General features: G+C 64.1%; 21 protein-coding genes and 1 tRNA gene. 12 read left to right on the top strand and 10 right to left on the bottom strand.

Annotated features, from left to right (window positions below; genetic code table 11):
• Positions 1-3 precede the first annotated feature (3 nt).
• The 5 genes from BLT75_RS07940 to BLT75_RS07920 form a co-directional block, all read right to left on the bottom strand.
• A complete protein-coding gene (locus BLT75_RS07940; RefSeq protein ID WP_093029524.1) occupies positions 4-366 on the bottom strand; it encodes a HesB/IscA family protein in 363 nt (120 codons plus the stop codon).
• Positions 367-668: 302 nt separating this feature from the next.
• Positions 669-1,031: an SUF system Fe-S cluster assembly protein gene (locus BLT75_RS07935; RefSeq protein ID WP_093029522.1), complete on the bottom strand. Its 363-nt coding sequence runs from the start codon at positions 1,029-1,031 to the stop codon at positions 669-671.
• A 74-nt stretch (positions 1,032-1,105) separates the two neighbouring features.
• Positions 1,106-3,109, bottom strand: coding sequence for a capsular polysaccharide biosynthesis protein (locus BLT75_RS07930; protein WP_093029520.1), 2,004 nt, complete (start codon positions 3,107-3,109; stop codon positions 1,106-1,108).
• A 3-nt stretch (positions 3,110-3,112) separates the two neighbouring features.
• Positions 3,113-4,246, bottom strand: coding sequence for a polysaccharide biosynthesis/export family protein (locus tag BLT75_RS07925; RefSeq protein WP_093029518.1), 1,134 nt, complete (start codon positions 4,244-4,246; stop codon positions 3,113-3,115).
• Between the two features lie 94 nt (positions 4,247-4,340).
• The gene (locus BLT75_RS07920; RefSeq protein WP_093029720.1) at positions 4,341-5,633 is read right to left on the bottom strand and encodes a capsule biosynthesis protein; all 1,293 of its coding nucleotides are present in this window, start codon (positions 5,631-5,633) and stop codon (positions 4,341-4,343) included.
• 174 nt (positions 5,634-5,807) lie between these two features.
• Here BLT75_RS07920 and BLT75_RS07915 point away from each other — a divergent pair, with 174 nt between their 5' ends.
• From BLT75_RS07915 to nusB, 5 genes are all read left to right on the top strand, one after another.
• On the top strand, positions 5,808-6,395 hold the full coding sequence (locus BLT75_RS07915) for a riboflavin synthase (RefSeq protein ID WP_093029516.1): 588 nt from the start codon (positions 5,808-5,810) through the stop codon (positions 6,393-6,395).
• Between the two features lie 4 nt (positions 6,396-6,399).
• A complete protein-coding gene (locus BLT75_RS07910) occupies positions 6,400-6,972 on the top strand; it encodes a hypothetical protein (protein ID WP_093029514.1) in 573 nt (190 codons plus the stop codon).
• 321 nt (positions 6,973-7,293) lie between these two features.
• The gene (ribB, locus tag BLT75_RS07905; protein ID WP_093029512.1) at positions 7,294-8,415 is read left to right on the top strand and encodes a 3,4-dihydroxy-2-butanone-4-phosphate synthase; all 1,122 of its coding nucleotides are present in this window, start codon (positions 7,294-7,296) and stop codon (positions 8,413-8,415) included.
• 1 nt (position 8,416) lies between these two features.
• A complete protein-coding gene (locus tag BLT75_RS07900) occupies positions 8,417-8,968 on the top strand; it encodes a 6,7-dimethyl-8-ribityllumazine synthase (RefSeq protein ID WP_093029510.1) in 552 nt (183 codons plus the stop codon).
• Positions 8,965-9,420, top strand: a complete 456-nt coding sequence (gene nusB, locus BLT75_RS07895; protein WP_093029509.1) for a transcription antitermination factor NusB — start codon at positions 8,965-8,967, stop codon at positions 9,418-9,420. Before BLT75_RS07900 ends, nusB begins: the two co-directional genes overlap by 4 nt.
• Positions 9,421-9,587: 167 nt before the next feature.
• Here nusB and BLT75_RS07890 read toward each other — a convergent pair whose 3' ends face one another.
• Positions 9,588-10,364 carry a response regulator transcription factor gene (locus BLT75_RS07890; RefSeq protein WP_093029507.1) on the bottom strand — a complete coding sequence of 259 codons (777 nt, stop codon included), beginning with the start codon at positions 10,362-10,364 and terminating at the stop codon, positions 9,588-9,590.
• 96 nt (positions 10,365-10,460) lie between these two features.
• On the opposite strand from BLT75_RS07890, the gene BLT75_RS07885 reads away from it, so the two are divergent.
• Positions 10,461-10,766 carry a hypothetical protein gene (locus tag BLT75_RS07885; protein ID WP_093029718.1) on the top strand — a complete coding sequence of 102 codons (306 nt, stop codon included), beginning with the start codon at positions 10,461-10,463 and terminating at the stop codon, positions 10,764-10,766.
• Positions 10,767-11,115: 349 nt separating this feature from the next.
• Here BLT75_RS07885 and BLT75_RS25260 read toward each other — a convergent pair whose 3' ends face one another.
• Together BLT75_RS25260 and BLT75_RS25255 are read right to left on the bottom strand one after the other, a co-directional pair.
• On the bottom strand, positions 11,116-11,313 hold the full coding sequence (locus tag BLT75_RS25260) for a hypothetical protein (RefSeq protein WP_093029505.1): 198 nt from the start codon (positions 11,311-11,313) through the stop codon (positions 11,116-11,118).
• Positions 11,314-11,369: 56 nt separating this feature from the next.
• Positions 11,370-11,558 carry a histidine phosphatase family protein gene (locus BLT75_RS25255; protein ID WP_425441127.1) on the bottom strand — a complete coding sequence of 63 codons (189 nt, stop codon included), beginning with the start codon at positions 11,556-11,558 and terminating at the stop codon, positions 11,370-11,372.
• Between the two features lie 362 nt (positions 11,559-11,920).
• On the opposite strand from BLT75_RS25255, the gene BLT75_RS07875 reads away from it, so the two are divergent.
• Complete coding sequence (locus BLT75_RS07875; protein ID WP_093029503.1) at positions 11,921-12,373, top strand: MmcB family DNA repair protein; 453 nt, start codon at positions 11,921-11,923, stop codon at positions 12,371-12,373.
• An 8-nt stretch (positions 12,374-12,381) separates the two neighbouring features.
• On the opposite strand, the gene BLT75_RS07870 is transcribed toward BLT75_RS07875, so the two are convergent.
• The gene (locus tag BLT75_RS07870) at positions 12,382-12,573 is read right to left on the bottom strand and encodes a DUF6324 family protein (protein WP_093029501.1); all 192 of its coding nucleotides are present in this window, start codon (positions 12,571-12,573) and stop codon (positions 12,382-12,384) included.
• Between the two features lie 78 nt (positions 12,574-12,651).
• Here BLT75_RS07870 and BLT75_RS07865 point away from each other — a divergent pair, with 78 nt between their 5' ends.
• On the top strand, positions 12,652-13,134 hold the full coding sequence (locus BLT75_RS07865) for a GNAT family N-acetyltransferase (protein WP_093029499.1): 483 nt from the start codon (positions 12,652-12,654) through the stop codon (positions 13,132-13,134).
• 46 nt (positions 13,135-13,180) lie between these two features.
• A tRNA-His gene (locus BLT75_RS07860) sits at positions 13,181-13,257 on the top strand.
• 108 nt (positions 13,258-13,365) lie between these two features.
• Here BLT75_RS07860 and BLT75_RS07855 read toward each other — a convergent pair.
• Positions 13,366-14,352: a hypothetical protein gene (locus tag BLT75_RS07855; RefSeq protein ID WP_093029497.1), complete on the bottom strand. Its 987-nt coding sequence runs from the start codon at positions 14,350-14,352 to the stop codon at positions 13,366-13,368.
• Between the two features lie 138 nt (positions 14,353-14,490).
• Here BLT75_RS07855 and BLT75_RS07850 point away from each other — a divergent pair, with 138 nt between their 5' ends.
• From BLT75_RS07850 to BLT75_RS07840, 3 genes are all read left to right on the top strand, one after another.
• Positions 14,491-15,039: a hypothetical protein gene (locus tag BLT75_RS07850; protein WP_093029495.1), complete on the top strand. Its 549-nt coding sequence runs from the start codon at positions 14,491-14,493 to the stop codon at positions 15,037-15,039.
• An 88-nt stretch (positions 15,040-15,127) separates the two neighbouring features.
• Entirely contained in the window at positions 15,128-15,760 is a 633-nt protein-coding gene (locus BLT75_RS07845) for a cupin domain-containing protein (protein ID WP_093029493.1), read from the top strand.
• A 180-nt stretch (positions 15,761-15,940) separates the two neighbouring features.
• Positions 15,941-17,275 (top strand): NAD(P)-dependent oxidoreductase, encoded by a 1,335-nt coding sequence (locus BLT75_RS07840; RefSeq protein ID WP_093029491.1) that lies wholly within the window; start codon positions 15,941-15,943, stop codon positions 17,273-17,275.
• Positions 17,276-17,289 lie beyond the last annotated feature (14 nt).

Below are 17,289 nucleotides of genomic sequence, written 5' to 3'. Positions count from 1 at the left end.
GGCTCAGGCCTTGCCGAGGCTTTCGTCGAACTTGATCGACTCGCCACAGCCGCAGGCATCGACGACATTTGGGTTCTTGAACTTGAACCCTGCTTCGAGCAGCGAGACCTCGTAGTCGATCTCGGTCCCGAAGAGGAACATCTGAGCCATGGGTGCGATCAGCACGCGGGCGCCATCCTGTTCCACCACCTCGTCATGCGGGTCGGCCTGATCGACATAGTCCATGGTGTATTCCATGCCGGCGCAACCGCCCTTCTTGACGCCGATGCGCAAGCCGGAATGGCCGCCCTTTTCCATCAGGCGGGCAATCTGGGCGGCTGCCCTGGGGGTCATCGTCACGGCCTGTTTGCCGGGAATGCCGAACATGAGGGTCTCCGTTGTCGCGCGTTATCTTCAATCTAGGGCCGGGCTGGGACTGGCTCAAGGGGTTTGGGAAAAAGGATGGGTGCCGTCCCCGGGCAGGAACGGCCCCCATACATGGATCGCATCCTGGGGCAAGGCAGATCCGGGCCGGTTGGGTGCTGAGGATGATGGGGAACCAGCAACAGACCAGCGCGGGCAAATTGCCGGTAAACTGTAACGGTCTTGTGTCGGCACTGTAACCGCTATCCGAAATTTCTCGTCGGCATGGCACTTTTTCCCGTGATTTGCCACCCAGGGCGCCGCCTTTACATGAAGCCCAGTTCCAGTCGCGCCTCGTCCGACATCATTTCCATGCCCCAGGGTGGGTCCCAGGTCATTTCCACGTCGACCGACTTGACGCCGGGAACGGCCTCGACTGCGGCGACCACCCATCCTGGCATCTCTCCGGCCACCGGGCAGCCCGGAGCGGTCAGCGTCATGATGATGCGGACATCGCCCTCGACCGAGATGTCGACGGTATAAATCAAGCCGAGTTCGAAGATATTGACCGGGATCTCAGGGTCATAGACGGTGCGGCAGGCCTCGACCACCGGGTCGTAGAGCGGGTGATCGACGGTCGACGGCGCAATCAACGGCGCGCCTTCCATGGGTTCTGTCGCGTGGGTCATCTGTCTCTCTCGCCGTTTCCTGAGTGTTTATATAGGAAAAACCCGAGGTGGCGTCCAGAGGCAGTGGTGCCGCGTCAACGCCACAAATGGGCATGGGTGGCGAAAAGACCCTGAAGCTTGCTGAGCAACCGGTTGGCGGCTCCGGGGTGCGGAACCTCTCCCGTGGAAAGTCGCTCGATGGCCATTTCGACCGGGCAGGGGCGGCTGGTGCGCGGATCCCAATAACGCGGGTAATCGATCAGGGCGGCGTGTACCAGCCCGGCCAGATCCGGCCGGGCCTGGCGGCGGGCGGGCACCGGGCCCAGATCGCGGGTCAGCCCCCAGCCCGCGTAGAACGGCGCGCCGAGCGTTGTCACCGGCACCCCGCGCAACAGCGCTTCGAACCCCAGAAGCGAGGTCATGGTCCAGACCTGGTTCACATGTCCCAGCAACGTGGCCGGATCGGCCGCGCGTGCTACCACATCGGCCAGCCCCTCGGCCTCGATCTGGCCGGTGCGTAACCCGGCCTCGACGTCCGGGTGCGGCTTGTAGACGATCACCGCCTGCGGATTTGCGGCGCGGACGGCGCGCAGCAGGTCCAGGTTGGTGCGTGTCTCGCCCGCGCCGGTTCGGATCGACGCGTCATCCTCGACTTGTCCGGGTACGAGGATGCGGTGCCCGGGTGGCAGGTCGGGCAGGGCGCCGCCCAGATTGTACTTGCTGACGCCCGTTTCTGTCAGACGCGCGATCAGCCGTTCGGCGCGGCGGCGCTGGTCATCCCGCAGGGTTGCGCGCGCGGCGATCAGGCGCTCCATCCGGCTGGGGCGGGTCGGATCGTAATAGATGCCCAGATCGTCGGTCACCAGCGACAGCGGCGGCACCAGTTCCGCGCCCAGCCCACGCGAGCGCAGGAACCCGTCCTCGACCCGCACGGCCGGACGATCGGGGTCGGCCTTGGCCGCCCAGACCATATGCGGGCGCGGATCGTCCGGAGCAGGGGTGTCGGTGAAAGCCACCTTGCCATATTGCCCGAACATCTGCCGCAGCGGCTTGCGTTTCCACAGCCGCATGCCGCCCGCGGTCCAGCCGGCGCGGTCCTGCCGCCAGGCCCGCACGTCCGCCTCAAGCGTGTCGAGCACGGTTTCCAGCTCGCACAGGCAATCGCGGTGCGGATCGTACCAGGTGGGATAGCGGATCATCGCGGCGGCAAAAAGCTGTGCCCGCGTCAGGCGGCGTTCCCGGCGCGGTACCGGGTGTTCGTCCAGGCTCAGCCCCCAGCCCGCGTAAAAGGGCTGGCCAAAGACGCGCGGCTTGTGCCCGGCGAGGATCGCCTCGAACCCCAGTTGCGAGGACAGCGTGTAGACGCCGACAGCGCCGTCGAGCAGCGCCCAGGGGCTGATCGGCGCGTCATAGAGGCTGACGCGCGCGTTGACATCGCTGTCACCGTAATAGCCGGGCCGGAACCCGGCGGCGGTTTCGGGATGGGTCTTGATCAGCACCCGCGCGCCGGGATGTTCCTCTTGCGCGAACACCAGCATCTCGCGGAACAGCGCATCCGTGCCCTTGCTGGCGGTGGCCGAGGCATCGCCTCGGGTCTGATCGACCACCAGCACATAGCCCGGTTCGGGCGGCGGCAGGCCGGAGTCGGTGGCGGCATACTTGCTCAGATGGCTGTCGCGAATCCGGGCGATGGCGTCACGTGCCCGATTCAACAGCGCGGTATCGTCCAGCGGGTGGCTCGCCAGCATCTGTTCCAGGTCACTGGGCGTGGCCGGGTCGAAATGCACCCCCGCCCGGTCGAGCAGCAGGCCCAAGGGTGGTTCTCCCGCCCGGCCGGGAAAGAGCGAGCGCAAGAACGCATCCTCGACCCGGAGCAGGGGCGCCGAGCGCCGCGCGGCAACCGCAAGCCCGCGATGGGCGGTGGGGCTATTGCCCCAGATTCCGACCAGATCGCCCTCGGCGGGCAGGCCCAGCCGGATGTCGTATCCGGCCAGCGACAGGATGCGGCGCAGGCGGGCTTGGGTCAGGAAACCACCGTTATAAACGAACAGCCGGGAGCGGTCGCCCCCGGCTGCCCGGTTCATGCCACTGGGCGACATGCGTCAGCCGCCAGCGATCGTCTGCAGGTTGGCCAGCGGGGTCAGGCCGCCGGAAATGAGCGAGATGGTCTTGGTCCACTGGGCATAAGGCGCCTCGGTGACGTAGAGCGTATCCTCGTCCCGGATCACGAAGTCGCGGGCGATGAACAGGCCGTTGGGTTCGGTAAGGTTCAGCACGTAGACCATGCGCTGTGCGCCTTGCAGGTCGTCGCGGCCCAGCACCTGACCGGCGATCTCGGCCGGTTCGTTGCGGAAGATGAACACGCCGGTGGGATCGGATGCTGCGGAAATCAGGCCGCCGACCTGGGCGATCGCCTCAAGCGCGGAGAGGTCCTGGGTCTCGAAAGGCACGCGGGCCTGGGTGCTGGTCGCCCCCAGCGCGGTGAACGAGCGGGTGTCCTCCTCGACCAGGATGCGGTCGCCGCCACGCAGGGCGATGTCCAGCTCGGGGTGGTTGAACAGGTCCTGATACCAGACCTTACCCTGCTGGTTGCCACGGATCACGGTAACCTCGGCGATCTCGGGCTGGATGGTGATGCCGCCAGCCTGCGCCAGCATGGCCGCCAGTGTCCGGGTCGGACGCTCGATCGGATAGACGCCCTGGCCGCCTACAGCGCCGGTCAGCGATACGGTCGAGCCGTCGCCTGCAAGCCGGCGCACCTGGACCTGCGGGTCGGGGGTCTGTTCCTCGAGCTTGGCGGTGATCGCCTCGCGCAACTGGTCGGGTGTGTTGCCCGAGGCGCGCAGCCGTCCGGCGTAGGGCACAAAGATGAAGCCGGCGCTGTCGACCTGGACCTCTTCGAGAATCGTGGCATTGGTGCCTTCGCTGGCCAGCAGCCCGTCATCGACGTTTTCCCAGACCGTGAGACCCAGCACATCGCCGGGTCGGATCGTGTCCGAGGTCAGGGCAGAGGCGTTCTTGAATGCGTCGGAAAAGCCCAGCGCGGGCACAACGGCGGTTGCGCGCGTGACACGGTCGTTGACGGCAACGATAAAGGCGTCGCCTTCTTTCTGCACCGAACCGGCAAAGATTTCCCGCTTGTTGGGCCCGACTTTCGGCAAGGAACATGCGGCCGCGACAGACAACGCAGCCAGCAAAGCAACGGGCTTCGCCCAGCGGACGGGATGGATTTTCACTGCTCGGTCTCCTCGACCTGATGTTTCTGCCTCAGGTTTTTTTCTCAAACTATCGGAATCCGGATGAAAAATCCAGTCCCGGGAGTTGTGCCGTTCAGTTGACTACCCGCAACTGTTGCCTTGGTGCCGCTTTGCCCGACTTGAGCGCATCATAGGGGTCGTCGCGGGACAGCATCATGTCGACGACCTGCCTCAGCAGTTGCCGGCGCCCCTTGCGGGAATAGAAGCCGCCGGGCAGCTGGCTGGTCTCAAGCAGGTAGCGGCGATACTCCTTGTAGGCGCGGCTGTCGGGGCGGTCGGCGGCAGCAAAGAAATCGGCCACCGGCTGGGTCGAGACGAACTCGGGTTTGTCATAGACCGCGCGGCCAAAGACCTTGAGCGGAATGCCGCGCCACAGCACCTGCTGGCCGGCGGTCGAATTCACGGTGACGGCGCTGCGCGCGTCGTTCAGAAGCTGCGCCAGCTTGCCGCCGCGCACGTAATGCACCCGGCCCTCCAACCCGTGCTGGCGGGCGAGCCGCCGGACCTCGCGCCGCAGCGGCACCCGGCCGTTCTCGAGCGGGTGCGCCTTGACCACCAGGTGGTGATGCCGCGGGGCACCTGTGGCGAAACCCTCGAAGATCTCGGCCAGGAAATCGGTCATCGAGGCAAAGGGCGAGTGCATCCGGAACGAGCTGTCATGTTCCAGTTGCAATAGCGCCAGGTGATAGGGAAAGCCGCCGTTGCGGATGCGGGCAGTGGCGATCATCCGTTCGACCGCCAGCGCCGGCATCAGCAAGAGCCGTTGCAGGTAGAGCAGGAATTCCTTGGTTACCGGCAGGTCGCGATGGGGCCTGAAACGGCGATAACCCTGGTTGGTGAACATGACGAACCAGTGGTAGAGCGCGCCATAGAAGATGTGCTGGCGCATGTCGCCCCAATGGGCAGGCGGCAGCGGCGTCTCCATGTCCGACAGCGCCAGCGCCGCGCGCATGTCCTCGATGCTCATGTCCATCAGCCGCGAATTGCCGTTCGAGCCGCCGCGTTCGTAAGTGACCCAGTAGGGGCGCAGGTAGCCTTCCTCGAACACGTGAATGCCAAGCCCCCGCTGACGCGCGGCGACAACGGCGGCAGCATGGATGGGGCGGGTGTCGCCGTAAAGCACGATGTCGGTCACGGCCCGGGTCTCCAGCAGATCGGCCAGCGCCACTGGCCAGTCCTCATGCGCGCCCTTGTAGGGAATATAGCTCCGGGTATGGAACCAGAAGGCCCGGTCGCCCGAGTTGAAGCCGACGCGCCAGACCTCAGCCCCGGCAGCGCGCAGCATGCGGCCGAGCGCGTCGAAGAACGGCCCGTGCGGCCCTTGCAGGAACAGGAAGACCCGCCTGGTCTGGGTCTGGTTCGGCATCTGCGGTCCCTTTACCTTTGCACCTGCCCAAGCGTGCGGCATTCCGGCTATCCTGCAAGATCAATCGGGCCAAACTATGACCCGCTCCGGGCAGGCGGGCAAGCATCGGGGCTTGTCCGCCGGGAAACACGGCGTTACGTCAGAAACTGAATTGCAAGCGCGAGGGTAAGGAACATGTTCACCGGCATCGTGACCGACATCGGCACCGTGGTCGAACTGGAGCAGCGCGGCGACCTGCGGGCGCGCATCCGCACCGCTTATGACACCGCGCGCATCGACATCGGCGCCTCGATCGCCAGCGACGGCGTCTGCCTGACGGTGATCGCGCTGGGCGAGGACTGGTACGATGTCGAGGTGAGCGCCGAGACCGTATCGAAGACCAACCTCGGCGGCTGGACGGTCGGCAAGCGGCTGAACCTCGAGCGGGCGCTGAAGGTGGGCGACGAATTGGGCGGGCATATCGTTTCTGGCCATGTCGATGGCGTGGCCGAGGTGGTCTCGGTCACGCAGGAGGGCGACAGCACGCGGGTCCGGTTCCGCGCCCCGCACGCGCTGGCGCGGTTCATCGCGCCCAAGGGGTCGGTGGCGCTGAACGGCACCTCGCTGACGGTGAACGAGGTCGAGGGCGATGAATTCGGCATCAACCTGATCCCGCATACCAAGGAGGCGACGACCTGGGGCGATGTGCACACCGGTGACCTCGTGAACCTCGAGATCGACACTCTGGCGCGCTACGTGGCGCGGCTGGCCGAGGCGGGCTAGGGGCATGGCCGGGATCGGGCACAACGGCGGGCCGTCGATGGAGCCGGGGCAGGTCTGGCGCACCCATGCCTGGCGGCAGGCGCAAAAGGCGCTGATGCCCAATGCGATTCCGATGCTGGTGCTCAAGATGCGCATGAGCCGGGCCGCCGAACTGGGAATGGACTACCGTACCTATGCCAGGGTGCGGCAGTATTCCGGGCAGGACATCCTCGGCCTGTTGTTCTCGTCCAACGCGCTGCGAATCTTCGGTTCGGGCGGGGAGATTCCCGCGGCGGAGTCCCGCACGGTCTCGGCTGTCCGCAATGCCCGTCGGCTGGCGCTGGTGCACCCTCCGGCCGCGCCCGAGATCGTGCTGACTGCGAACCGGGCGCTGGAGGATGCCGCCCGGGCGCCACGGTTGACCGACAGCTGGAGCGAGATGCGCGCGCGGGTGCGGGGGCTGATCCAGGGACAGCGCCTGCCCGGGTCCGCGGTGCTGGTGATCGGCGATGCGCCGCTCGAGGCTGAATGGGTCGCCGCCGGCCGCGCCGCGGGCTATCTGCCTTCGGCCGAATACTTCCGCCACCAGGCGGGCTGACCGGCTGCCGCCGCGTCGTGCTGCTTCTTTCTGGTTCGAAATACTCCGGGGGAGTCGCGCAGAGCGCGACGGGGGCAGCGCCCCCTCTTGCCCGCCAGTGGGTCAAGCCAGCGCTCCCGCCCCCTGGCGCCGCATCGCGGATGCGTCCCCAGGCGTTGGGCCGGGCGCGGAGCCGTTCCGGGCGCCGCAGGCGCCCACAACGCCCCCGCGCGGGCGCGCGCAACGCCGCGTCCGGCGCCCTGTCTGCCGTTTGTGTACTGGCATTCGCGCGCCGGGTGGTCTATCTGCGCAAACAGACCAAGACAGCTGAAAGGCCGCCCCATGAGCTTTGAAACGCCCGGACCCGTCGAGGCCCGCCTGCGCGAGGCGATCAGCCCGATCGAGGAGATCATCGAGGAGGCGCGCAAGGGCCGGATGTATATCCTGGTCGATCACGAGGATCGCGAGAACGAGGGCGACCTGTGCATCGCCGCCGAATTCGCCGATGCCGCTGCGATCAACTTCATGGCCACCCACGGGCGCGGGCTGATCTGCCTGCCGATGACGGCCGAGCGGATCGAGAGGCTGGGTCTGCCGATGATGGCGGTGAACAACTCGTCGCGGCACGAGACCGCCTTTACCGTGTCGATCGAGGCGCGCGAGGGCGTGTCGACCGGAATTTCCGCCGCCGACCGGGCGCTGACGGTCGCGACCGCGATCAACGAGCAGAACACGATGGCGCGCCTGGCCACCCCCGGCCATATCTTCCCGCTGCGCGCCCGGCGGGGCGGCGTGCTGGTGCGCGCGGGCCATACCGAGGCGGTGGTCGACATCTCGCGGCTCGCCGGACTGAACCCGTCGGGCGTAATCTGCGAGATCATGAAGGACGACGGTACCATGGCGCGCCTGCCCGATCTGGTCGAGTTCGCCGCGAAACACGGGTTGAAGATCGGCACCATCAGCGACCTGATCGCCTATCGCGCGCGCAACGACAACCTCGTGGTCGAAACCGCGCGCAGCACGGTGAAATCCGAATTCGGCGGCGACTGGGAAATGCGCATCTTCACCGACCAGACCCACGGCATCGAACATGTCGTGCTAGTCAAGGGTGACATCTCGACGCCCGAGCCGGTGCTGACCCGCACCCATGCGCTGCACGAGGCCTCGGACGTGCTGGGCCTTGGCCCCAAGCCGACCCAGGAACTGCCCCGCGCGATGGAGAAGATCGCGGCCGAAGGGCGCGGCGTCGTCTGCCTGTTCCGGCAGCCGCGCAACGCGCTTTATGCCAGCGACGAGGACGGCGTGCGCACCATCAAGCAGACCGGCCTTGGCGCCCAGATCCTGTCCAAGATGGGCCTGCACGAGCTGATCCTGCTCACCGACTCGCCGCAAACCAAATATCTCGGGCTCGACGCCTATGGCCTCTCCATCGTCGGCACCCTCCCCATACTGAAGGACGCCTGACATGGCCGGACATGAAACCCATTACATCCTGCCGCGCCCCGCGTTTGACAAGCCGGTGAAACTGCTGATCGTGGTAGCGCCCTATTACAAGGACATCGCCGACAACCTGGTCGCTGGCGCCAAGGCCGAGATCGAGGCCGTGGGCGGCACCTGGGAACTGGTCGAGGTACCCGGTGCGCTGGAGGTGCCGATCGCCATCGCCATGGCCGACCGGATGTGCAATTTTGACGGTTACGTGGCGCTGGGCTGCGTGATCCGGGGCGAGACCACCCATTACGACACGGTCTGCAACGACTCGAGCCGTGCGATCCAGCTGATGGGATTGCAGGGCGCCTGTATCGGCAACGGTATTCTGACCGTCGAGAACCGCCCGCAGGCCGAGGTGCGCGCCGACCCGGCCGCCATGAACAAGGGCGGAGGGGCCGCCGCCGCGGCCTTGCATCTGATCGCGCTCGGCCGTAAGTGGGGCGCTTCGACCAAGGGCGTGGGGTTCAAGCCGCTGTCCGAGTCGATCCAACTGGCTGACAAAGGCAACGGAACCCCGACCGCATGAACAAGAAACGGAAGATGAAATCGGCGGCCCGGCTCTACGCCGTGCAGGCGCTGTTCCAGATGGAGCATTCCAGCCAGACCGTCGAGGCGGTGGTGGCGGAGTTTCTGGATCACCGGTTCGGCGCCGTTTACGACGGCGAGGAGATGGCCGAAGGCGACACGGATCTGTTCCGCAAGCTGGTGGATGGCGCGGTGAACAACCAGGCGCTGGTCGACCAGATGACCGACCGGGCGCTGGTGGCGAAATGGCCGATCTCTCGCATCGACCCGACGCTCAGGGCGCTGTTCCGCGCGGCGGGCACTGAACTGACCCAAAGCGACACCCCGCCCAAGGTGGTGATCACCGAATTCGTGGATATCGCCCGGGCGTTCTTTCCCGAAGGGCGCGAGACCAGTTTCGTCAACGCGGTACTGGATCACATGGCGCGTGAAGCCCGGCCCGAGGCATTCTGAACGACACCGGTTTTCGGGGAACAAGAACCTCCCAAAAAGACGCGGCGCATCTGCAGATGGCGCCGCGTCTTCAATTCTGAAATTCCAAGCTGAAATAGCCAAGGCGCCACCACTCACGATTGGAGCCCTGCCCGCAAACGCTAGCTGATCGCGATCTTCGAATAAACCTATCTCTTCCGATAGGTGGGATCAGTCAGAAGACCCATCTGCACCGCACGCACAAGAGCGGCTTCGCGGGTTGGCGCGCGCAGCTTGTCACGGGCAGATTTCAAATGCGTGCGTACCGTGATCTCGCTGATGCCCAGAGCTGTTGATATCTGCTCGTTTCGCATGCCTTCGGCAAGCAGGTACAGAACTTCCTGTTCTCGCCGCGACAGGGGGGCGGTCGTTCCCAGGACCGGTGCCAGATCATGACCGGGGTGTTGGCCGTCTTCGCTGCCGGGACCCAGGTTGGTTCCAATCACGGTGGCCAGGATACGCATGCCGGTGGTTTGTTCGGTCATCCATTCTTCGGCCTCGGATCGGTCAGAAAACAGGGCCACCAGCGCCGCCCGGTTGCCGGGGCAGGGGACCACGAGGCTGAACGTATGCTGGTAACCATATTCGACCATTCCTGTGTAGAGTGCCGTAGCGGTGGCCGAATTGGATTGCTGCATGCGCACGCCCAAGTTGATGTACAGACACTCGGGCCCCTGGATCGTTTGGGCCAGAACCAGATCCGCGTCCGAGTAACCGCCTTCGGCATAGACCTTCAGCCATTGCGGCGACATCGAACTGCGCGCCCAGTGCAAAACACCCGTCTTTGGCGTGAAATGCCCCATGTTCAGGGCACGAAATCCAAACCCTTCAAGACGACCTACGACGTGGTCCCAACGGGCGGTGTCATCGAATATGTGAGACAGACTTTCCAGCAGGTCGAGCGCAAACTCCGAAATATTTCGCATTCAATCTCCGGCATATATTGTCGCAGGGACTACGCGACACACTGCTTCGTGGATCATTTTGTGCTACGTTTGATCACAACAACAAGGAGAATGGCAATGCCCCGGCTGATCCGGCTCTACATTACCCAGGTTCTGGTTGGGTTCGCGCTGTCGGCTGTGTTTACGGCAGGGTTGATATGGTTCGACATCGCCGGGCTCAGGGGGCTGATCATGCGCTCCGACGCGGCATTGCTGGCGGTCTTCATGCTGTGGTTCATGAACGGAATCGTGTTTGCAGGGGTGCAATTCGCCTGGAAGATCATGAGCTTGGCCGAAACCGAGGATGGGCCGCGTGGCGGCAGCCCGGTATCCGATCTGCGCCCCGCCGCGGCCAGGCAGGAAGCAACGGCACACCGTCGTTGATCGGGGATGCGGCGGGAACCACCAGGTTTCGACCGTGCGGTTCGATTCCCGAGGACCTGTTTGTACAGGTGGGTGCCAGTTAATCAGGCCAGGACCTGAACAGAGCCAGCCCCCTCGGAAATGTTTAAGGCCACCGGAATGCTACCTGTCACGAGAAGGGCAGAACCCGCCGCCGTCATAAGTAGGGCCGACGCAGGCCGCATGCAAGGGGGATCGGCGCAACCAGCAAGGCTTGGTGATGCCGGGTGCATTTTCGCATTGCGATCAGATGGCAGGCGGTGAAGGAACCGGCGGATTTTCCTGCTCCAGACGGCTCAAGAGGCAAGCCAAGCGGCCATTCCTCAAGGGATCAAAACCTCAGAAAGTGCAGAACCTGCGGATCGTTTGATAAGGGTGTCAGGACAACAAACAGGTTGGCGAATTCGCTTAGACCGATCGTGATGTCTTGCGGAAGGCCAAGGCCTTCCAGTATCCGGGGCATGGTTTCGGCATGGGCAACCACGAGAACCGTGTCCTCGTCATGTTCGAACGTGAGGGCGTCGATCAAACCGGCGATGTCATCTCCGGGCGAGGTATAGGTCCGAAGACCAAGCGCATCGGCAACTATGCCCCCGGTTTCCCAGATTCTGACGCATCGGACGTGACAATTGCTTCGAGCTTCGCATTCCGGAGCATCCTGGCCCAATTGTCGGCGCGATGCCGACCCTCGGGTATCAGTGCCGGGTCGGTTCCCGAAAGCTCTTTTTCTCCGTGCCTGACAAGGAAGACCGCTTGTTGTGCGGTTGCCGGCAAACTTGTGGTGACCAGAGCCAGCAAAAGGGAGATGATTTTTCGCAAAATTCGGAACCTTCTGCTTCGGGGACACTTGTTGGTCCATGACGGTATGTCACCCTAACCCGGTGGCCCGGTACGTCATAGCCAAAGGCAAAACTTGTCCGAACGGATGCGATTCTTGAACGGTGGAACATACGGCCGGGAAAAATGAGGCGGAACGCCAGGGACAGGATTGAGACCGGTGCATTGACGAAGGTCGCTTGAATTGCGCCGGGTTGATTTCCGGACCGGGTGACGCGTGGGTATTCACGCCGCTGCATCTGGGGCCAAGTCGGTCATGGGACTTGATTTTTGTTCACTTATTGTTCACGTTTGGCGACATGGTTTTGGATCTTCAACCCGGACAGAAACTGGCGCGTGGCGTGGCGCGTCACCTGAACGCGCATGGATTTGTCTCGGTCGAGGAATTCGTACCGGCGCGTGGCCTGCGTGTCGATGTCATGGGATTGGGCCCGAAGGGTGAAATCTGGGTGATCGAATGCAAGTCGAGCCGTGCGGACTTCCAGTCGGATGGCAAGTGGCACAACTATCTGGATTGGTGCGACCGTTATTTCTGGGCGGTCGATACCGAGTTCCCGACCGATCTGCTGCCCGCCGGTACGGGGCTGATCATCGCCGATGCCTATGGCGCCGAAATCCTGCGCATGGCGCCCGAACAGAAAGTTGCTCCGGCCCGGCGCAAGGCACTGATCCAGAAATTCGCCACCCATGCGGCGCGGCGACTGCTATCGTTGCGCGACCCGGAAGGTCACGGGATTTTTGTCTTCGACTGACCGCGGCCTCAGCGTTTGCCCATGCTGCGGGCGGCTTGCGCCGCGGCGCGAATCTCGTCCGCGATCTCCTCGGCTTCTTCCGGGTCAAAGTCCATCGGGATCTCGGTTCCGTTCGCCTCGATGAAGAGGCGCACCATGCCTGCATCGGTCGGGCCGATCTGAAGGTTCGCCTCGATGTCGCGTTCGGTGTTGATACCCATCTGTGCCTCCGGGAAAACTCTCGCCGGACTAGACCGGAGCGGGTTGAGAATCAAGGTGGTTGCGGGGTTACTTGGTACATGGACAATATTTCCCTGCGCCCGTTTGTTGCAGAGGACGCCGCCTGGCTGGTCGAGCGTCACGGCACACTCTATGCCGAGGCTGAAGGGTTCGACACGACTTTCGCGCCGTTGGTTGCAGAAATTCTGGATGCCTTCGTCGCCGGGCATGATCCGGCCTGCGAACGGGGTTGGATCGCAGAACATCAGGGGCGGCGACTCGGCAGCATCTTTTGCGTGCGGCTGGACGATGGAACTGCGAAGCTGCGCCTTTTCCTGCTGGCGCCCGAAGCGCGCGGCAAGGGTTTGGGCAGGCGGCTGCTGGAGACTTGCATGGATTTTGCGCGCAGGGCCGGATACCGCGACATGCAGCTCTGGACCCATGAGAGCCACCGCGCGGCCTGCGCGCTCTATGCCGCTGCGGGCTGGCATTTGGTCGATAGCAAGCCGGTGCGCTCCTTTGGTGTCGACCTGATCGAGCAGACCTGGAAAATTACCCTCTGACCCTCTTGCAATCCCGGACCCGGTTGGGTACATCGCCGTTCACGGTGCCGCCTTAGCTCAGTTGGTTAGAGCGCTGGATTGTGGATCCAGAGGTCCCCTGTTCAAGCCAGGGAGGCGGTACCATGAAAATCACTGAAAATATCCAGGCACGTATCGCTTCCATCTCCGGTGCCGTCATTCTGCTGGCGCTCGGCATCGGCCCGGAAAACCCGCCAGGCAAGAAACGGGCCGTTACCTGAGCCACAGCCCTTTCGACTTGATCCGGTTGCGGATGGCCTGTTCCTTGTGGGGCAGGTCCGCGCGGTCGAACATGGCCCGGATCTTTTCGCCCTTGCCCTGATAGACGATCTTCTTCAGTGGCTCGTAATTCTTGAGAACCTTCTTGATCCGGTTCGGCGCGCAGACGTCCTCCAGCACGTCGACCACGTGATCGGCCTCACGCGCGTAGAGCAGCGGAAACAAGCGATAGTGACAGGTGACCGAACCATCGAGCAGCCCGTCGGGCAAGGTGTCGCGGCCCCCGCCAAAAGAGTGGATCACCAGCGGCAGCGCTACCTGATCGAGCCAGGGGTCGAGGCTCTGGCAGGCCAGTTCGGGCAGCGGCGTATCGCGGATCGAACGGGCATAGGTCAGGAACCGGTGGCCAAACTTCTGCGGGCATTCGTAAAAGAAGAAGCCCGCGTTGAAATAGAGATACCGCTTCCAGTATTCGTCGGGCTGGCTGAAATCCAGTGAACTGTCGAAGTCCAGCCCGAACCGGGTGTAGAGGGCGCGCCAGATCTCGGCATAACCCGGACCGTAAAGCGTCGGTTGCGGCCAGGTTCCTTCCCGCCTGAGTGACGCGGTGGGCCGTGAGAAATCGAAGGGCACGGCGGCGAGGTCGCCGGTCACCAGCGTATCCGTGTCGAAGAACACGAAGGGTTCGCCCTCTGGCAGGGCCAGAAGCGCCTCGATCTTGTTGCCGTACGGGTAGGTTTCACCAAAGACCCTGTTCTCGAAGGGCAGGATTTCCGCCCCCAACGCGTCGAGCATGGCGATAACGTCTTCGTTCAGGGCCGATGGGTCGTCCGTCCACCTGGGTCCGGACCGAGGCACCGCCACGAATAGCCGCCCGCCGAACCCCGGCGAGGAATGCCGAAGCGAGGCCGCAAACAGGACAGCCTCGTATTGCAGGCGGTTGTTTTGCCCGACGATGACGATGTTGAATATCTTGCTCATGTCGTTTGTCGTTGCCTGCCCGCCATGTCCCCCGCTACGGATTTTCGAGTGCGGCCGGGGGCTTTTGCGTTACTATAGGCCGCGCCGGCGGGCTTCAAAACCCGGATTTTGCCGGATGAATTACGAAAGGTTTTCGAGATGCTCGATTTTCTGCTCTTCATAGTTGCCGCTGCCGCGCAATCGGGGGGTGCGAATTCTGATGCGCCGTCCGCATCCATTGCCCAGGCGCCAGCTCCGAGCTTCCTCGCGCCTACGCCTACGCCTGCGGCCCCGGCTGCCCCGGCCTTTCTCACACCCGCGCCGCAACTCGTGGCCGAGCCACAGGAGCCGACGGGCAGGTTCACCACCGCAGTCGAGGTCCGGCCCATTCTGAACGCCACGCGCGGCAACTGGGTGGCGCTGCGCGATTACGACGGGCAGGATCTGCTCTATGTCACGCATCTGTGGTCCTGGCGTTGCGGTCTGGCGCAGATCAGGATCGGCATTAACGGAGCCGAGCCCGAAATCTGGCCGCTGCCCGCTTGCCATGGGGACACGGCGGCGCCAAACGCCATAACCGAAAGCGACGGGCTGCCGTTTCGAAGCTTCCCCTCCGGCTCAGTTGCGCAGATCGACGTCGAACTGGTCTATGACGATCTGGGCGAAGACGCTGCCGGTTTTTCCCGGGCTCAGGTTCTGATGCCCTAGGGGCGGATCATCTTCTCGTGAATGTGCCTTGCCGTTTGGCGCTTCGGCCCAGATCGAGACGGGATGGCGAAAACAAGGAGTTTGCACCATGCGCATCAACGCGGATTTCAGCCGGCGGGCGGCCGTGCATTTCGATCAAAGCGAGTGGGTGCCGTCGCCTGCGGCAGGGGTTGAACGCAAGATGCTGGACCGGATCGGTGCGGAAGTGGCGCGGGCGACGACCATCGTCCGTTTCGCGCCCGGCAGCGCCTTTGCGGCACATACGCATGACGGGGGCGAGGAATACCTTGTCCTGGACGGGGTGTTCCAGGATGAGACGGGCGACTTTCCCGAAGGTTTCTATGTGCGCAACCCGCCGAAATCGTCGCATAGACCTGCGACCGAACCGGGGGCCACGATCCTGGTGAAGCTGCACCAGTTCGATCCGGCGGACCGGACCGAAGTGCGGCGCGCGACGCTTGGTCATGATAACGAGACCCTGTTTGTCGATACCCACGAGGAAGTGCGGATCGAAACATGGTCGGAAGGCGCGGCAATCGAACGCGAGAATCCGGGGGGAACGGAAATCTTCGTGCTGGAGGGGGCATTCCTCGAGGGCTCGGAACGGTTCGGAAAATGGGATTGGCTGCGTCTGCCGCCCGGCCAGCCCTTGTCACTGCGCGTGGCGGATGGGCCGGTGCGGGTCTGGATGAAGTCGGGGCACCTGTCGCAAATGGTCTGACGCGGGATCGGAGGGCGCCGAGAATTTTCGTCGAAAATTCTGGCGCGATGCAGCAGGGGGCTGGCGATTCCGCCCGGAGGTTCGGGATTTTGACCGGATGATAAATTTTACCAGTTGATAAAATTTCGTGATGTGTCACTCTGGATCCCAATAAGGAACATATCTTCAGGGAGAAGAGTGATGGCACAGGGCCAGATGGCTCCCGGCATCGTGGCCGGGCGGCTTTCCAGCGACGAACTTGCCGCGAATTTCGACGATCTGCACCCGGCCTATGCGCCGCACGAGGCGGCGGTAGCCGCAGATCGGTGCTATTTCTGCTATGATGCTCCGTGCCAGGCGGCCTGTCCCACCGATATCGACATTCCGATGTTCATCCGGCAGATCCAGACCGGCCACCCCGAGGCCGCGGCGCGTACGATCTTCGAACAGAACATTCTGGGGGGTATGTGCGCCCGGGTCTGTCCGACCGAGACGCTCTGCGAGGAGGCCTGCGTGCGCGAGGCGGCCGAGGGCAAGCCGGTCGAGATCGGGCGGTTGCAGCGCTATGCCACCGACACGCTTATGCGCGGGGGCGTACACCCGTTTACCCGCGCGGCCCCCACGGGCAAGACCGTGGCGGTGGTAGGGGCGGGTCCGGCGGGCCTGTCCTGCGCCCATCGTCTGGCCATGCTGGGCCATGACGTTGTGATCCACGAGGCGCGCGAGAAAGCCGGCGGGTTGAACGAATTCGGCATCGCCGCCTACAAGGCGACGCAGAACTTTGCTGCGGCCGAAGTGGACTGGCTGCTCCAGATCGGGGGGATCGTCATCGAGACCAGTTCGGCGCTGGGCAGGACGATCACGCTCGAAGGGTTGCGCGATGCCTATGACGCGGTGTTCCTGTCGATCGGTCTGGCCGGGGTGAACGCCCTGCGCGCGGCGGGCGAGGACAAGGACGGGGTGATCGACGCGGTGGAATTCATCGCCGCATTGCGACAGGCCGACGACCTGTCGGCGCTGCCGGTCGGGCGCAACGTGGTGGTGATCGGCGGTGGCATGACCGCGATCGACGCGGCCGTGCAATCTAAACTGTTGGGTGCCGAAAACGTGACGGTCGCCTATCGCCGGTCGCGCGAGGAAATGGGCGCCAGCCGGTTCGAGCAGGATCTGGCCGCCTCGAAGGGCGTCAAGCTGATGTTCAATGTTCAGCCTGTGGCGGTGCATGGCAATGGCTCGGCGGTCGAGATCGAGCTCGAATACACCTCCAGCGCGGGCGGGACATTGAAAGGGACCGGCGAAACCATTCGGTTGGCCGCCGACCAGGTGTTCAAGGCTATCGGGCAGTCGCTGGCGGGCGCGCCGGAGGGGCTGGCGCTGGAGGGTCGCAAGATCCGTGTCGAGGGGCCGGGGCGAACCTCGGTGCCGGGTGTCTGGGCCGGTGGCGATTGTGCCTCGGGCGGCGACGATCTGACCGTGACGGCGGTGGCCGAAGGCCGTGACGCCGCCATGGATATTCACGCCCAACTGAGCGCGTGACACCGAACAAGGAT

Origin of the sequence: Ruegeria marina (genome assembly GCF_900101475.1) — a bacterium.
GTDB classification, from domain to species: Bacteria; Pseudomonadota; Alphaproteobacteria; order Rhodobacterales; family Rhodobacteraceae; genus Ruegeria_B; species Ruegeria_B marina.
Note: the sequence above shows the minus strand (reverse complement) of the source record. Positions and strands in the feature narration are given on the sequence as shown.

What these genes read in the sequence shown, in the direction of transcription:
- BLT75_RS07855 (WP_093029497.1), bottom strand. Translation starts at nt 14,352, where the DNA reads ATGAGCAAGATATTCAACATCGTCATCGTCGGGCAAAACAACCGCCTG.
- BLT75_RS07910 (WP_093029514.1), top strand. Translation starts at nt 6,400, where the DNA reads ATGGCCGGGATCGGGCACAACGGCGGGCCGTCGATGGAGCCGGGGCAG.
- nusB (WP_093029509.1), top strand. Translation starts at nt 8,965, where the DNA reads ATGAACAAGAAACGGAAGATGAAATCGGCGGCCCGGCTCTACGCCGTG.
- BLT75_RS07865 (WP_093029499.1), top strand. Translation starts at nt 12,652, where the DNA reads ATGGACAATATTTCCCTGCGCCCGTTTGTTGCAGAGGACGCCGCCTGG.
- ribB (WP_093029512.1), top strand. Translation starts at nt 7,294, where the DNA reads ATGAGCTTTGAAACGCCCGGACCCGTCGAGGCCCGCCTGCGCGAGGCG.
- BLT75_RS07930 (WP_093029520.1), bottom strand. Translation starts at nt 3,109, where the DNA reads ATGTCGCCCAGTGGCATGAACCGGGCAGCCGGGGGCGACCGCTCCCGG.
- BLT75_RS07940 (WP_093029524.1), bottom strand. Translation starts at nt 366, where the DNA reads ATGTTCGGCATTCCCGGCAAACAGGCCGTGACGATGACCCCCAGGGCA.
- BLT75_RS07885 (WP_093029718.1), top strand. Translation starts at nt 10,461, where the DNA reads ATGCCCCGGCTGATCCGGCTCTACATTACCCAGGTTCTGGTTGGGTTC.
- BLT75_RS07840 (WP_093029491.1), top strand. Translation starts at nt 15,941, where the DNA reads ATGGCACAGGGCCAGATGGCTCCCGGCATCGTGGCCGGGCGGCTTTCC.
- BLT75_RS07870 (WP_093029501.1), bottom strand. Translation starts at nt 12,573, where the DNA reads ATGGGTATCAACACCGAACGCGACATCGAGGCGAACCTTCAGATCGGC.
- BLT75_RS07845 (WP_093029493.1), top strand. Translation starts at nt 15,128, where the DNA reads ATGCGCATCAACGCGGATTTCAGCCGGCGGGCGGCCGTGCATTTCGAT.
- BLT75_RS07850 (WP_093029495.1), top strand. Translation starts at nt 14,491, where the DNA reads ATGCTCGATTTTCTGCTCTTCATAGTTGCCGCTGCCGCGCAATCGGGG.
- BLT75_RS07915 (WP_093029516.1), top strand. Translation starts at nt 5,808, where the DNA reads ATGTTCACCGGCATCGTGACCGACATCGGCACCGTGGTCGAACTGGAG.
- BLT75_RS07935 (WP_093029522.1), bottom strand. Translation starts at nt 1,031, where the DNA reads ATGACCCACGCGACAGAACCCATGGAAGGCGCGCCGTTGATTGCGCCG.
- BLT75_RS07900 (WP_093029510.1), top strand. Translation starts at nt 8,417, where the DNA reads ATGGCCGGACATGAAACCCATTACATCCTGCCGCGCCCCGCGTTTGAC.
- BLT75_RS07875 (WP_093029503.1), top strand. Translation starts at nt 11,921, where the DNA reads ATGGTTTTGGATCTTCAACCCGGACAGAAACTGGCGCGTGGCGTGGCG.
- BLT75_RS07920 (WP_093029720.1), bottom strand. Translation starts at nt 5,633, where the DNA reads ATGCCGAACCAGACCCAGACCAGGCGGGTCTTCCTGTTCCTGCAAGGG.
- BLT75_RS07890 (WP_093029507.1), bottom strand. Translation starts at nt 10,364, where the DNA reads ATGCGAAATATTTCGGAGTTTGCGCTCGACCTGCTGGAAAGTCTGTCT.